Origin of the sequence: Pseudocitrobacter corydidari (assembly GCF_021172065.1) — a bacterium.
Taxonomy (GTDB): Bacteria; Pseudomonadota; Gammaproteobacteria; order Enterobacterales; family Enterobacteriaceae; genus Pseudocitrobacter; species Pseudocitrobacter corydidari.
In genome coordinates this window covers 4,489,829-4,503,863 of record NZ_CP087880.1, presented here as the reverse complement: position 1 = coordinate 4,503,863, position 14,035 = coordinate 4,489,829, and the positions used below count along the sequence as shown (strand labels likewise).

17 protein-coding genes are annotated in these 14,035 nt (G+C 54.0%); 9 read left to right on the top strand and 8 right to left on the bottom strand.

The window, feature by feature from the left end:
• Window positions 1–91 precede the first annotated feature (91 nt).
• The 4 genes from G163CM_RS21060 to G163CM_RS21045 are packed head-to-tail and all read left to right on the top strand — an operon-like array spanning window position 92 to window position 1,469.
• Window positions 92–460 carry a DUF1090 domain-containing protein gene (locus G163CM_RS21060; protein WP_231826162.1) on the top strand — a complete coding sequence of 123 codons (369 nt, stop codon included), beginning with the start codon at window positions 92–94 and terminating at the stop codon, window positions 458–460.
• Window positions 461–489: 29 nt separating this feature from the next.
• The gene (locus tag G163CM_RS21055; protein ID WP_015962914.1) at window positions 490–795 is read left to right on the top strand and encodes an ElaB/YgaM/YqjD family protein; all 306 of its coding nucleotides are present in this window, start codon (window positions 490–492) and stop codon (window positions 793–795) included.
• Between the two features lies 1 nt (window position 796).
• A complete protein-coding gene (locus G163CM_RS21050) occupies window positions 797–1,195 on the top strand; it encodes a phage holin family protein (protein WP_015962913.1) in 399 nt (132 codons plus the stop codon).
• Window positions 1,188–1,469 (top strand): YqjK-like family protein, encoded by a 282-nt coding sequence (locus tag G163CM_RS21045; RefSeq protein ID WP_015962912.1) that lies wholly within the window; start codon window positions 1,188–1,190, stop codon window positions 1,467–1,469. Before G163CM_RS21050 ends, G163CM_RS21045 begins: the two co-directional genes overlap by 8 nt.
• A gap of 38 nt (window positions 1,470–1,507) precedes the next feature.
• Here the strand turns inward: G163CM_RS21045 and G163CM_RS21040 are convergent, their stop codons facing one another.
• Window positions 1,508–1,855 carry an RpnC/YadD family protein gene (locus G163CM_RS21040; RefSeq protein ID WP_231826161.1) on the bottom strand — a complete coding sequence of 116 codons (348 nt, stop codon included), beginning with the start codon at window positions 1,853–1,855 and terminating at the stop codon, window positions 1,508–1,510.
• 301 nt (window positions 1,856–2,156) lie between these two features.
• On the opposite strand from G163CM_RS21040, the gene G163CM_RS21035 reads away from it, so the two are divergent.
• The 3 genes from G163CM_RS21035 (at window position 2,157) to G163CM_RS21025 (ending at window position 4,093) form a co-directional block, all read left to right on the top strand.
• On the top strand, window positions 2,157–2,549 hold the full coding sequence (locus G163CM_RS21035) for a DoxX family protein (protein WP_015962910.1): 393 nt from the start codon (window positions 2,157–2,159) through the stop codon (window positions 2,547–2,549).
• Between the two features lie 64 nt (window positions 2,550–2,613).
• On the top strand, window positions 2,614–3,600 hold the full coding sequence (locus tag G163CM_RS21030; protein ID WP_231826160.1) for a glutathione S-transferase family protein: 987 nt from the start codon (window positions 2,614–2,616) through the stop codon (window positions 3,598–3,600).
• 127 nt (window positions 3,601–3,727) lie between these two features.
• A complete protein-coding gene (locus G163CM_RS21025) occupies window positions 3,728–4,093 on the top strand; it encodes a DUF805 domain-containing protein (RefSeq protein ID WP_231826159.1) in 366 nt (121 codons plus the stop codon).
• A 106-nt stretch (window positions 4,094–4,199) separates the two neighbouring features.
• Here G163CM_RS21025 and G163CM_RS21020 read toward each other — a convergent pair whose 3' ends face one another.
• A complete protein-coding gene (locus G163CM_RS21020) occupies window positions 4,200–5,096 on the bottom strand; it encodes a LysR family transcriptional regulator (RefSeq protein WP_015962907.1) in 897 nt (298 codons plus the stop codon).
• A 105-nt stretch (window positions 5,097–5,201) separates the two neighbouring features.
• On the opposite strand from G163CM_RS21020, the gene G163CM_RS21015 reads away from it, so the two are divergent.
• Together G163CM_RS21015 and G163CM_RS21010 are read left to right on the top strand one after the other, a co-directional pair.
• Window positions 5,202–5,903: a pirin family protein gene (locus G163CM_RS21015; RefSeq protein ID WP_231826158.1), complete on the top strand. Its 702-nt coding sequence runs from the start codon at window positions 5,202–5,204 to the stop codon at window positions 5,901–5,903.
• A gap of 25 nt (window positions 5,904–5,928) precedes the next feature.
• A complete protein-coding gene (locus G163CM_RS21010) occupies window positions 5,929–6,090 on the top strand; it encodes a hypothetical protein (RefSeq protein WP_015962905.1) in 162 nt (53 codons plus the stop codon).
• A 48-nt stretch (window positions 6,091–6,138) separates the two neighbouring features.
• On the opposite strand, the gene tdcG is transcribed toward G163CM_RS21010, so the two are convergent.
• The 6 genes from tdcG to tdcB form a co-directional block, all read right to left on the bottom strand.
• The gene (gene tdcG, locus G163CM_RS21005) at window positions 6,139–7,503 is read right to left on the bottom strand and encodes an L-serine ammonia-lyase (protein WP_231826157.1); all 1,365 of its coding nucleotides are present in this window, start codon (window positions 7,501–7,503) and stop codon (window positions 6,139–6,141) included.
• A gap of 67 nt (window positions 7,504–7,570) precedes the next feature.
• Entirely contained in the window at window positions 7,571–7,966 is a 396-nt protein-coding gene (locus G163CM_RS21000) for an enamine/imine deaminase (protein ID WP_015962903.1), read from the bottom strand.
• A gap of 14 nt (window positions 7,967–7,980) precedes the next feature.
• Complete coding sequence (gene pflB / locus G163CM_RS20995; protein ID WP_231826156.1) at window positions 7,981–10,275, bottom strand: formate C-acetyltransferase; 2,295 nt, start codon at window positions 10,273–10,275, stop codon at window positions 7,981–7,983.
• 33 nt (window positions 10,276–10,308) lie between these two features.
• Window positions 10,309–11,517 carry a propionate kinase gene (gene tdcD / locus G163CM_RS20990; protein ID WP_231826155.1) on the bottom strand — a complete coding sequence of 403 codons (1,209 nt, stop codon included), beginning with the start codon at window positions 11,515–11,517 and terminating at the stop codon, window positions 10,309–10,311.
• 31 nt (window positions 11,518–11,548) lie between these two features.
• Window positions 11,549–12,880, bottom strand: a complete 1,332-nt coding sequence (gene tdcC / locus G163CM_RS20985) for a threonine/serine transporter TdcC (protein WP_015962900.1) — start codon at window positions 12,878–12,880, stop codon at window positions 11,549–11,551.
• A gap of 93 nt (window positions 12,881–12,973) precedes the next feature.
• The gene (gene tdcB, locus G163CM_RS20980; RefSeq protein ID WP_231828405.1) at window positions 12,974–13,963 is read right to left on the bottom strand and encodes a bifunctional threonine ammonia-lyase/L-serine ammonia-lyase TdcB; all 990 of its coding nucleotides are present in this window, start codon (window positions 13,961–13,963) and stop codon (window positions 12,974–12,976) included.
• Window positions 13,964–14,035 lie beyond the last annotated feature (72 nt).

Sequence of the window (14,035 nt, the reverse complement as noted above, 5' to 3'; positions counted from 1 at the left end):
ACTATGCTTAAGTAAGTGGGCGTAATCTATTACCCCCGTTACTGGAACCCGTACATTCCTGATGTACTTAACACAATGGAAGGTTTCTTACATGAAATACCGCATCGCACTGACCATCGCACTTCTTTCCCTCACTGCCGGGGCAAGCGCAACGACGCTGTGCCAGGAGAAAGAACAGGACATCCAGCGTGAGATCAGCTATGCCGAAAAGCATAACAATCAAAACCGCATTAATGGCCTGAAAAAAGCGTTGAGCGAGGTTAAAGCAAACTGTTCCGACAGTAAGTTACGCGCTGACCATCAGAAAAAAATTGCCGAGCAGAAAGAAGAGATCGCCGAACGTCAGCGTGACCTGCATGAAGCAAAGCAAAAAGGCGATGCGGATAAAATTTCTAAACGTGAGCACAAACTCGCGGAATCTCAGCACGAGCTTAAAGAACTGGAGTCTCGCCAGTACTAAGCACATGGACATTCAAACAGGAGAGCATCATGTCTAAAGATACCAATGCAGATAACCTGCGCGCGGAACTGAAATCACTGGCTGACACCCTGGAAGAAGTACTGAATAGCTCCTCTGATAAGTCGAAAGAAGAGATAAGTAAGCTGCGCAGTAAAGCGGAAAGCGCGCTGAAAGAGAGCCGCCATCGTCTGGGCGAAACCAGCGATGCGCTGGCGAAACAGACTCGCGAAGCCGCGGCGCGTGCTGACGGTTATGTACGCGAAAACCCATGGACCGGCGTGGGTATCGGGGCGGCAGTCGGTCTGGTACTGGGCGTGCTGCTGACGCGTCGCTAATATGGCGGACTATCAACACACTCAGGGGCCGGGAAAAAACATCCTCGGCATCGGCCAACGTCTGGTGACCGTACTGGTGCAGATGGTTGAGACGCGGGTGCGCCTTGCGGTGGTGGAGCTGGAAGAAGAGAAAGCCAACATCTTCCAGCTATTACTGCTGGTTGGCTTAACCCTGCTGTTTGCCGCTTTCGGTCTGATGAGCCTGCTGGTACTGATTATCTGGGCGGTCGATCCGCAATATCGACTGAACGTGATGATTGGCACCACTGTCACCTTGCTGGTGCTGGCGCTAATCGGCGGCCTTTGGACGTTACGTAAAGTGCGACGCTCAACTCTGCTGCGTCACACGCGTCACGAACTGGCTAACGACCGGGCGCTGCTGGAGGACGATCGTGAGTAACCGAAAGGAGCGTGAGGCGCGTAAGGCGTATTTGCTGAGCCAGATTCAGCAACAGCGGCTGGACTTAAGTGCGGGCCGACGCGACTGGCTGGAACTCACCCACGTCTACGACCGCAAATGGGCGATGCTGCTCAGCCTGCGTACCTGGGCGCTGGCGGGTAGCGGCGTGTTCGCGGTCTGGGGTTTGCGTCAGCCGAACAGGCTGGTGCGCTGGGCACGACGCGGGTTCAGCGTCTGGAGCGCCTGGCGGCTGGTGAAAAATACGCTGCGTTAATCTGATACAGGCCCGGTATGCAATGCCGGGCCTTGTTTTTAGGCGAGCGCTTCTATCTCGGCAACAGTCAGGCCGGTGGTTTTGTCAATGATTGCCACGTCGATACCGGTGGCCAATAATGCCCGGGCGATTTGACGTTTGGCGTTGCGTTCGCCTCTATCAAAACCCTTATCAAGCCCTCTACGGAGCCCATCCTTAATACCTTCGCGACGCCCTTTATTCATCCCTAGCCGACGGCCAAAATCGATCCCTTTTTCCCGCTCTTTTTCCATCCACTCCGCAATCGTCATCAACGTCTCCTTGTGTTGAGGTACCTTACGCGCCAGCCGGCGAAAAAAGACGAACAGACTGGCGGAATGGCCGGCCTGCGCGATATAGCTCATCATCGCGTCGAACTGGCTTTGGGTAGTGTAACCTGGCGCTAAAAGCCTTGCCAGCGCATGGAATAAGGGTAACAGCTACCCCGCCGTCAGCAGGCAATTCACCACTCCCCGAGCAGCCTCGACAAAAATATTCATCTTGCATTTCATTACTCAGAATTTTTGAAGCAATTCGACAGTTTTCCTTGCTAACAATTGATCCAGGCCGCAGGTATTCTTCTTTCCATCGACAGCAGGCACACGGCATCAACGTGTATTTGCACAATAAATAACATTGTTCGCCCGATGGGTATCCTGGAGTTTTAAGATGAAAAAATTAGAAGATGTTGGTGTACTGGTAGCGCGCATCCTGATGCCAATCCTGTTCATTACCGCAGGTTGGGGCAAAATCACCGGTTATGCGGGTACCCAACAATATATGGAAGCAATGGGCGTCCCTGGCTTTATGCTGCCGCTGGTTATCCTGCTTGAGTTTGGCGGCGGTCTGGCAGTGCTGTTTGGTTTCCTGACCCGAACCACCGCGCTGTTTACTGCGGGCTTCACCATCCTGACCGCGTTCCTGTTCCACAGTAACTTCGCGGAAGGCGTAAACTCGCTGATGTTTATGAAAAACCTCACCATTGCGGGCGGTTTCCTGCTGCTGGCTATCACCGGCCCGGGCGCATTCAGCATCGACCGCGTGCTGAATAAAAAGTGGTAATCGCACTATACTGAATCAAAGCGAGGAGACATCTCCTCGCTTTTGCCATCTGAAGGAGAGAAAAATGGGACAACTGATCGACGGCGTCTGGCATGACACCTGGTATGACACCAAATCCACCGGGGGTAAATTTCAACGTTCAGTCTCGGCATTCCGTAACTGGCTCACTGCGGATGGCGAAGCAGGCCCATCGGGCGTCGGCGGGTTTGCCGCTGAGAAAGATCGCTATCACCTGTACGTCTCGCTCGCCTGTCCGTGGGCGCACCGCACGCTGATTCTGCGTAAACTGAAAGGGCTGGAGCCGTTTATCTCCGTTTCCGTGGTCAACCCGCTGATGCTGGAAAATGGCTGGACCTTTGATGACAGCTTCCCGGCGGCGACCGGCGATACGCTGTATCAGCATGAATTCCTCTATCAACTCTATCTGCATGCCGATCCGCACTATACCGGGCGCGTTACCGTACCGGTGCTGTGGGATAAGAAAAACCATACCATCGTCAGCAACGAATCCGCCGAAATCATTCGCATGTTCAATACGGCTTTCGACGGCCTGGGCGCGAAAGCGGGTGATTACTATCCTGCTGAGCTGCGCGCACAGATTGATGAACTGAACGGTTGGATCTACGACACGGTGAATAACGGCGTCTACAAAGCCGGCTTTGCCACCAGCCAGGACGCCTACAGCGACGCGGTGGAGAAAGTCTTTACCTCGCTGGAACGCCTTGAGCAGATCCTCGGTCAGCATCGTTATCTGACGGGTAATCAGCTCACTGAAGCCGATATTCGTCTGTGGACCACATTGATCCGCTTTGATCCGGTCTATGTGACGCACTTTAAGTGCGATAAGCACCGTATCAGCGATTACCTGAACCTGCACGGTTTTATGCGCGATATCTATCAGATGCCGGGCATTGCCGAGACGGTGAATTTCGATCACATCCGCAATCACTATTTCCGCAGCCATAAAACCATTAACCCTACGGGAATCATTTCCATTGGGCCGTGGCAGGATCTCGACGAGCCACACGGGCGTGATGAGCGCTCCCGCTAATGACACAGGGCATCCTCCGGGATGCCCTATTAATTGGTAACACCAATATTTACCACCGTTTCATTCACAGCTATTCTTAATTCGATCGCTTAGAAAACAAGTGATTAACGAATAGCTGAGGCAGAAAATGGATTGGTATCTCAAAGTTCTACGAAATTACATCGGTTTTGGGGGCCGCGCTCGCCGTAAAGAGTACTGGATGTTTATTCTGGTCAACGTCATCTTTACGCTGGTGCTGGGTATTATCGATAAGATGCTGGGCTGGCAGCGCGCCAGCGGTGAAGGAATTCTGACAACCATTTATGGTGTGCTGATTTTCCTGCCCTGGTGGGCCGTCCAGTTCCGCCGCCTGCACGATACCGACCGCTCGGCCTGGTGGCTGTTGCTGCTGATCATCCCGATTATCGGCTGGCTGGTGATTATTATCTTCAACTGCCAGTCGGGTACGCCGGGCGAGAACCGCTTTGGCGCGGATCCGAAGTTGAATTCGTAGTGCGTTTATTGCCGGATGGCGCTTCGCTTATCCGGCCTACGCAAATCCTGTAGGTCGGATAAGGCGCAGCCGCCATCCGACTTCGCCGCACCGCTGAACAAAAACCCTACTTAACCGCCAGCAGCTTCTGAATTTCCCGCAGACACCACGACTTCGCTTCGCCCATGCTGTCGCGACGCCACGCCATGATAATTTCCACTTCGTTGGTGTATTCCGGGCTCACTACCCGCAAACGCCCCTCGGCGATATCTTTTTCCACCAGCGGATACGGCATGGTCGCCACACCCAAACCGGCCAGCAGAGCCTGGCGCTTATCTTCCATTGAGGTTACGGTAAGGCGCGGCTGTTTATCCAGTAACTGCACCGTCAGCACCGGGCGTTCACGGGCGGTATCCGCCACCGCCACGCCGCGGTACTTCACGCGCGTCACTTCAGAGAGCGGTTCCGGCTCCTGATGAATCGGGTGATCTGGCGCGGCGACGTAAACGTTCATCACCGAATAGAGTTTGCGTGAGTTAATTTCCGACGACGAACGGAAATGCATATCCGGCGCAATCACGATATCCGCTCGCCCCTGCTCCAGGCGTTCCCACGCACCGGCCAGCACTTCGGTGATAATTGAAAGTTGTGTGTTCGCTTTCGCCGCCAGCTTTTCAATCAGCGGATAGAGCGTGGGTGTAGGAATGAGCGCTTCGGTGACAATCGTCAGATGTGTTTCCCAACCGCGCGCCAGTGCTTCGGCATCGGTCGTCAGCTTATCCGCCGCTTCCAGCAGTACGCGCCCGCGTTCCAGAAGCATCCGCCCGACATTGGTGAATTTTGTTCGATGACCTGAGCGGTCGAACAACACAACGTCCAGTTCTTCTTCCAGTTTTTGCATGGTGTAGCTTAATGCCGACGGAACGCGTCCCAGCTCATCAGCCGCAGCGGCAAAGCTGCCGCGACGGTCGATTGCATCCATCACCCGCAGGGCTTCCAGCGTTAATGCTCTCTCTTTAGCCATCGTTTTATCATTCAGGAAATTTGAATATACCGGGCAGAATATCTGGCTAACAATGCAGCGTCCATACCTTTACCATTGATTTAGTGTAAAGAGAGGTCAAAAACTATGATTACTACCCGAACAGCCAAACAGTGTGGAAAGGCGGACTTCGGCTGGCTCCAGGCTCGCTACACTTTCTCCTTTGGACACTACTTTGACCCGAAACTGCTGGGATACGCCTCTTTGCGTGTTCTGAACCAGGAAGTGCTGGCACCAGGGGCCTCCTTCCAGCCGCGAACTTACCCGAAAGTGGATATCCTCAATATCATCCTCGAAGGGGAAGCGGAATACCGCAACAGCGAAGGCCATCATGTACAGGCGAAAGCAGGCGAAGCGCTGCTGATTTCGACCCAGCCGGGCATCAGCTACAGCGAACATAATGTCAGTAAGGATAAACCCCTCACCCGGATGCAGCTCTGGCTTGACGCCTGCCCGGAACGTGAAAATCCGCTGATTCAAAAAGTGGGCATTGCAGATGCTTCACCACAACTTCTGGCTTCGCCAGACGGCGCAGACGGCAGCCTGCAATTGCGTCAGAAGGTGTGGATCCACCATATCGAGTTGAAAAAAGGTGAGAAAGTCAGTTTCCACCTCAACGGTCCGCGCGCGTATCTGCAGTCGATCCACGGTACCGTGCATGCTGAGACGCAGGCGCTGGAAAAAGGGGCGCTCACCTGCGGTGATGGCGCATTTATTCGTGACGAAGATAACATAACGCTGGTTGCCGATACGCCGCTGCGCGCTTTACTGATAGATTTACCTGTGTAATTTTCAGGATGAAAAGAGTGAGCAGATGAGTAAGAAAAGCCATAAGAAGCCGCAGGCGAAAAAGCAGGTAAAACCCCAGGCCGTCATTTCAGCGCCGGTTAGTTTCGGTTATGAAGAGATGTTAGGCGAACTCGAAGCGATAGTCGCAGATGCCCAAACCCGTCAGTCGGAAGAGGAAGCGGCATAAAAGGAAACCCCGGGGAACCGGGGTTTTCTGTTTTTAGCCCTTCAAAAATTAACTGCACACCACTTTTATCGCCAGCCCGCCACGGGACGTTTCGCGATACTTATCGTTCATATCTTTGCCCGTTTCATACATCGTCTCGATCACTTTATCGAGAGAGACGCGCGCTTCACTGGTACGCTGAATCGCCATTCGCGCTGCGTTAACCGCTTTCACCGCGTTGATGGCGTTACGCTCGATACAAGGAATTTGCACCTGTCCGCCAACCGGATCGCAGGTCAGGCCCAGGTTATGCTCCATGGCGATTTCCGCCGCCATGCACACCTGCTGCGGGCTGCCGCCAAGCAACTCCGTCAGCCCCGCTGCCGCCATCGAGGCTGCGACGCCCACTTCGCCCTGACAGCCCACTTCCGCACCGGAAATTGAAGCGTTCTGCTTATACAGGCCGCCAATCGCCCCGGCGGTCAGTAAGAAACGCGCCACGGAGTTACCGTTCACCGTACGACGGAATTTGTCGTAATAGGCCAGCACCGCCGGAACGATGCCGCAGGCACCGTTGGTGGGCGCGGTGACGACGCGCCCGCCCGCCGCATTCTCTTCACTGACCGCCAGCGCGAACATGTTGATCCAGTCGATCACATTCATCGGATCGCTGGAGGTGCTGTCGCTGGAGACGAGGATCCGCCGCAATGCCACCGCGCGGCGCGGCACGTTCATCGGCCCTGGCAGCACGCCTTCCGTATTCATGCCGCGTTCGATCCCGGTGCGCATGACGTGCCAGATCCGCGCAAAACCGGTGTCGATCTCTTCTCTGCTCCTGAGCGCCAGCTCGTTCTGCATCATCAGGCCAGAGATGGACAATCCGTTTTCCGTACACTGTTTTACCAGTTCACTGGCAGAGCGGAACGGAAACGGTACGGGCTGTTCGATGTCATGCGCCTGGCCAAACTTTTCTTCTTCGACAATAAAACCGCCGCCCACCGAGTAGTAGGTTTTACACAGTAAAATCTGGTCGCCGTAACGCGCGGTAAAGCGCATGCCGTTCTCGTGGCGCGGCAGGGTTTCATCATGAAAGACCACGTCATCGTTTACAGAGAACGGTACCACGGCAGCGCCCTGCGCCACCGGTAGACGCCCGCTGCGCTGTACGGCGCGAATAAATGCCGGAATGGCGTCAATATCGACGCTATCCGGGCGATTGCCCGCCAGCCCCATAATCACCGCGACGTCGGTCGCATGCCCTTTCCCGGTGAGCGACAGCGAACCATAGAGATCGACCGTCAGACCGGTTATTTGCGACAGCGCCCCACTCTTCTGGAGTTCATCAATAAAGGATTTCCCGGCATTCATCGGCCCAACCGTGTGCGAGCTGGATGGCCCAACGCCGATTTTGAACATATCGAATGTGCTAATCATATCCGTGACCTCGATACGACTTCAGAGACGGGCTGCCGGATAGCAGCCCGGTGTGGCTACAAGCGAATTACAGGCTATCTCCCCGAACGGCGATCGCTTCAATTTCCAGCTTCACATCCTTCGGTAATCTCGCTACCTGCACGCAGCTGCGCGTCGGATAAGTAGCATGATGATCGTCGAAGAACTGCTGATAAACCTGGTTGATGGTCGCAAAATCATTCAGGTCAGTAATAAATACCGTCGTCTTGACGATACTCCCCACCTCAAGACCCGCCGCCGTGATAATGGCTTTGACGTTTTCCAGGCTCATTCGCGCCTGATCCGCCACATCCGCCGGGATCTCGCCGTTTTGTGGATTCACCGGGATCTGCCCGGAGGTGAAGATCATTTTGCCTAAATCGATCCCCTGTACGTAGGGGCCAATCGCACCCGGCGCACGGGTGGTTTCAATCATCTTTTTCATGCGCTCTCCAGTTCTCAAAGTGCCTGGGTAAAGGTTCGGGAGATCACGTCCTGCTGCTGCTCACGCGTCAGCGCATTAAAGCGCACCGCGTAGCCCGAGACGCGAATGGTTAAGTTCGGGTAGTTTTCCGGATGCGCGATGGCGTCCAGCAGCATGTCGCGGTTCATCACGTTGACGTTAAGATGCTGGCCGCCCTCTATCGACGCTTCATGATGGAAGTAACCGTCGAGCAGGCCGACGAGGTTGGTCTTGCGTACTGCATCCTCTTTGCCGAGCGCTGCCGGAACAATCGAGAAGGTGTAGGAAATCCCGTCTTTGGCATAGGTAAACGGCAGCTTCGCCACTGACGTCAGCGAGGCAACCGCACCTTTGCGATCGCGCCCGTGCATCGGGTTGGCACCCGGCGCAAACGGCGTGCCCGCGCGACGACCGTCCGGGGTATTCCCGGTTTTCTGGCCATACACCACGTTCGAGGTGATGGTCAGAATCGACTGGGTCGGCACGGCGTTACGGTAGGTTGGCAGCACTTTGATTTTCTTCATAAAGCGCTCAACCAGGTCACAGGCGATGCTGTCAACACGTTCATCATTGTTGCCGTATTGCGGATAGTCGCCCTCGATTGCAAAATCGACCGCCAGCCCGTTTTCATCACGGATCGGTTTCACGCGGGCGTATTTGATAGCCGACAGGGAATCTGCCGCCACCGACAACCCGGCCATACCGCAGGCCATCGTGCGATAGACATCGCGGTCGTGCAGCGCCATCAGCGACGCTTCGTAGCTGTATTTGTCATGCATGTAGTGAATGACATTCAGCGCACTGATGTACTGCACCGCCAGCCAGTCCATAAAGTGGTCGAGGCTTTCCATGACGGTGTCGTAATCCAGCACATCATCCATCAGCGGCGCGGTTTTCGGCCCGACCTGGATTTTCAGCTTCTCATCCACCCCGCCGTTGATAGCGTACAGCAACGTTTTGGCGAGGTTGGCGCGCGCGCCGAAGAACTGCATCTGCTTGCCGATAACCATCGGGCTGACGCAGCAGGCGATAGCGTAGTCATCACTGTCAAAGTCTGCGCGCATCAGGTCATCGTTTTCATATTGCAGCGATGAGGTGACGATAGAGACCTGTGCTGCGTACTGCTTGAACGCTTTCGGCAGGGCTTCCGACCACAGTATGGTCAGGTTGGGTTCCGGCGCCGGGCCCATGGTGTGCAGGGTATGCAGGTAACGGAAAGAGTTTTTGCTTACCAGCGTGCGGCCATCCAGCCCCATCCCGCCGATCACTTCCGTCGCCCAAATCGGGTCGCCGGAGAAGAGCGTGTCGAATTCCGGGGTTCGCAGGAAGCGCACCATGCGGATCTTCATAATGAAGTGGTCGATCAGCTCCTGCGCCTGCTGTTCCGTTAACTCGCCCGCCTGCATATCGCGCTCGATGTAAATATCGAGGAAGGTGGCCGTGCGGCCCAGCGACATCGCGCCGCCGTTCTGCGATTTCACCGCCGCCAGATAGGCAAAATAGAGCCACTGCACCGCTTCCTGCGCATTACGCGCCGGGCGCGAGATATCGCAACCGTACTTCGCCGCCATCTCCTGCATTTGCAGCAACGCGCGACGATGTTCGGCCAGCTCTTCACGCAGGCGAATAGTGGCTTCCAGGCTTTCGCCCCACTCCAGTTTGTTCTGTAAGTCCGCAAATTGCAGCTCGCGTTCGCGCACCAGATAACGGATGCCATACAGCGCCACGCGGCGGTAATCGCCGATAATACGCCCGCGCCCGTAGCCATCCGGCAGGCCGGTCAGCACGCCCGATTTGCGACAGCGCAGCATATCCGGCGAGTAGGCATCAAATACACCCTGGTTATGGGTTTTACGCAGTGACGTAAACTGGTACTCGAAATCGGCATCCATTTCGCGGCCATAGGCCTCGAAAGAGCTTTTGATCATATTGATGCCGCCGAACGGATGCAGCGCGCGTTTCAGCGGTTTATCCGTTTGCAGGCCGACAATTTTTTCCAGATCTTTTTCGATATAACCTGCATCGTGCGCGGTAATGGTGGTCGCGATATTGGTGTCAAAATCGACCGGGGCGTGAGTGGCATTCTCGGTACGAATGCCTTCCATCACTTTTTCCCACAGGGCGGTTGTCGCCGACGTCGCTTCCGCGAGGAAAGACTCGTCGCCTTCATACGGCGTGTAGTTCTGCTGAATAAATTCGCGAACGTTAATTTCATTCTGCCATTCGCTACCCTTAAAACCGCGCCATGCATCGGCAAAATGCATATCGTTAAGATCGATATTTACCTTCATGAAACTCTTCTCTCAATTTTAAAAGCGATTAACTCAGGCGTATTCCGCTACCGTATTAATATTTCCTAAACGGATAGCGTCCAGCGCAATCATTTTTTCTTCATTGGTCGGAATAACGGCACAGACGACACTGGAACGTTCGTCAGAAATAATGCGTTCTCCGCAGGAATTAGGTTGATTGTTCATTTCGCAACTTATTGCCACACCTAATACGCGTAAATGCTCCAGCACCATTTGGCGGATAAGTACCGAATTCTCACCGATACCGCCGGTGAAAATAATACCGTCCAGCCGGGTCAGCGATGCCGCGTGCCCGGCAATATGGCGCGCAATGCGATGGACAAAGGTTTTGATCGCCAGCTGCGCGCGCTCATGCCCTTCGTGCCACGCTTTTTCCAGGGTGCGCAGGTCGGATGACAATCCGGAAATACCCAGCAGGCCAGACTCTTTATTGACGATGCGCTCAAGGTCGCTCATCGTCTGGTTGGTCTGGCTGGCAATCCACGCCATCGCGCCAAAATCGACGTCACCGCTGCGGGTGCCCATCATCAGGCCTTCCAGCGGTGTCATGCCCATTGAGGTATCCACGCTCTGCCCGTTGTGTACCGCGCAAATCGATGCTCCGTTGCCCAGGTGTGCAATCACCAGCCCGGAATCGGCTTCCTGTAACCCCAGCAGGTCATACGCCTGTTTTGCGACATAACGATGAGAGGTGCCGTGGAAACCGTAGCGACGAACACCCAGCTCTTCAGTGTATTTCCACGGTAAACCATAGAGATACGCCTCTGGCGGCAGCGTCTGATGAAAGCTGGTGTCAAATACCGCAACCTGCTGTACGCCCGGGAAAAGCTGGCGGGCGGACTCAATCCCGCTCAGGTTGGCGTAGTTATGCAACGGCGCCAGCGGCGAAACTTTACGGATACTGTCAATCACTGCGTCAGTAATTAAAACAGACTGGGTAAAGATATCGCCGCCGTGGGCGATGCGGTGGCCAATTAAGGCCACACTATCGATTAAATCACGTTTTTCAAGTTCAAATGAGATAGCGCTTAATGCAGCTTCATAAGTGGGTTGGGACAGCGGCGAAATATCGCCGCCGTTGACCGTTAAACCCGCCTGCTCAGTATTAATACCCTCCGCGATACCCGCCAGTAATACATCACAGGTATCAACATCCAGTACTGAAAATTTAATAGACGATGAACCGCTATTAATAACCAATACAACCGGGAACTCATTCATATTACGACTCCGCTCATCCTGAGCATGTTAATTAAAACAGTTTGTAGACGATGTTCAGAATGGTCAGCAGACCAATCGCGGTAACGAAGACGTTATCCAGCTTGCCACGATATTTCGCCAGCGACGGCGCTTTACGGATGGCATACATCGGCAGCAGGCAGAGCAGAGAAGCGATAATCGGCGCGCCCATGGCTTCAATCAGGTCCAGGATGTTCGGGTTGGCGTAAGCCACGACCCAGGTGGAACCCATGATGAAGATCATGCTGATGGTATTCAGTTTGCCGGTGGAGACTTTGGTTTTATCGCCTTTGTAGCCGAACTTCAGTACCAGGCCATTCAGCCCTTCCAGCGTGCCCAGGTAGTGGCCGAAGAAGGATTTGAAGATAGCAACCAGCGCGATGATGGAGGCACCATACTCAAGCGTGGTGGCAAACGTCGATTTCTGACCCGCCATGGAGGAGAAGTGGTTCGCCAGATAAGACAGCACCGGAATGTTCTGCGCTTTCGCTTCCGCCATGTTTGCCGGAGAGAGCGTAAACAGGCAGCTGAAGGCGAAGAACATCACCACCGCCACCATCAACATACTGGCGCGGGAGATAATTTTAGAACACTTACGCTCGGTGAAATCACGGCCAAACTCGCCTTCGTACTCTTCACGTTTGGAGACCACGAAGGAAGAGACGATCGGTGAGAAGTTGAAGGAGAACACCATGATGGAAATCCCCAGCCACACAGTGACCAGAATGCCATCGTGACCGGTCAGCGAGATATCGCTCAGGCTGACCTGGTCAATGACAGCGGAGTTCCAGTAAGGGATCAGAGAAAGCGAAATCAGCACCAGGCTCGCGATGAATGGGAATACCAGGAAGCTCATCACTTTAACCATCAGGTCTTTACCGAAGTAGATGACGAACGCCATCAACAGCAGCAGGAAGAGCGCCACCAGGCCACGGTTTAACGCGGGCATCTGGAGCTGGTTTTCCCAGAAGGTCATAAAGGTGTTGGTAATAGTGACACCATAAATCCACAGCAGCGGGCAGATAGCAAAGAAGTACAGGAAGGTGATAACTACCCCGCCAGTTTTACCAAAGTGCTCTTCTACTGTTTCGGTGATGTTTCCGGAAGGATTCGATCCCGAAAGGCACAGACGTGCCAGCGCGCGGTGGCAATAAAAAGCAATGGGATAAGCCAATAACAGCATTAATAATATTGGGATCAGGCCGCCGTAGCCTGCGCGAATTGGGAAGAATAAAACCCCGGCACCAATCGCTGTACCGAATAAACCCAACGTCCATGTGGTATCCGATTTACGCCAGGAGGCTTCTTTAGAATGGCTTACATTAATACTTTCTGTCGTACTCATATCTTATCCTTTGATTAAAGTACCCGTCATTCTTTAAATACCAGGCCAGCGCCGTTATATGCGTGGCCCGTAAATAATGATCAGGAAAATGGATTAAGCACCAACATACCCTGTAATTTGGGAAACACGAGAAAGGTCGATATTCCCGCCTGAAATAATACTTACCGTTTTACGGCCACGAATATAATCATCAAGCTTACCGCTTAAGAGTGCCGCCGACGCTAATGCGCCCGCGCCTTCGGTCACTACTTTATTACGTTGAATTAGTGCAATCATGCTGTCGCGAATTTCGTCTTCGGTGACCAGAACAATATCGTCAACCAGCTCGCGCACGATTTCGAAGGTCAGGTTGCCCGGACGCGCAACGTCGCAGCCGTCAGCCAGCGTCGTGCAGGTGCGGTGAGTGGTGATTTCACCGGCATAGAATGACGCCGCCATACCGTGCACGTTTTCAGACTGCACGCCGATGATTTTGATTGTCGGGTTGATGGATTTGATCGCCGTGGCGATCCCGGCAATCAGGCCGCCGCCGCCGATTGGCACGATGACGTTATCCACATCATAAAGGTCTTCAAGGATCTCCAGACCGATGGTGCCCTGACCGGCAATCACCAGCGCATCGTCGTAAGGAGGAATAAAGATGCGGCCTTCGGTTTCAACGATCTCGCTCACTTTGGCAATCGTGTCGTTGAAGTTATCGCCGTGAAGAATCACTTCGGCGGAGTAATCCTGCGTCGCCGCAACCTTCGATTTCGGCGCGCCTTTTGGCATCACTACCTTGCCGTCAATGCCGAGCATCGCGCAGGAAAGAGAGACGCCCTGCGCATGGTTGCCCGCTGAACAGGCGACCACGCCTTTACGGCGTTCAGCTTCCGTCAACGCGCTCAGTTTGTTAAATGCGCCGCGAATCTTAAAGGAGCCCGTACGCTGCATGTTTTCAAACTTCAGGAATATTTCACCTTTGCAGCGTTCGCTAAGATAATTTGAGCGCGGCATCCCGGTTTTATAAATTTTACCGGCCAGTCTTTTTTTTGCTGTTTGAATATCGTCAAGGGCTACAGGCAGATCGTAGGTAATATGCATCATATCCTCTTATCAGAACTAATCTCTGATGTTTAGACAAAATCAGGGTGTCAGAGTATTTAACGACTCTGG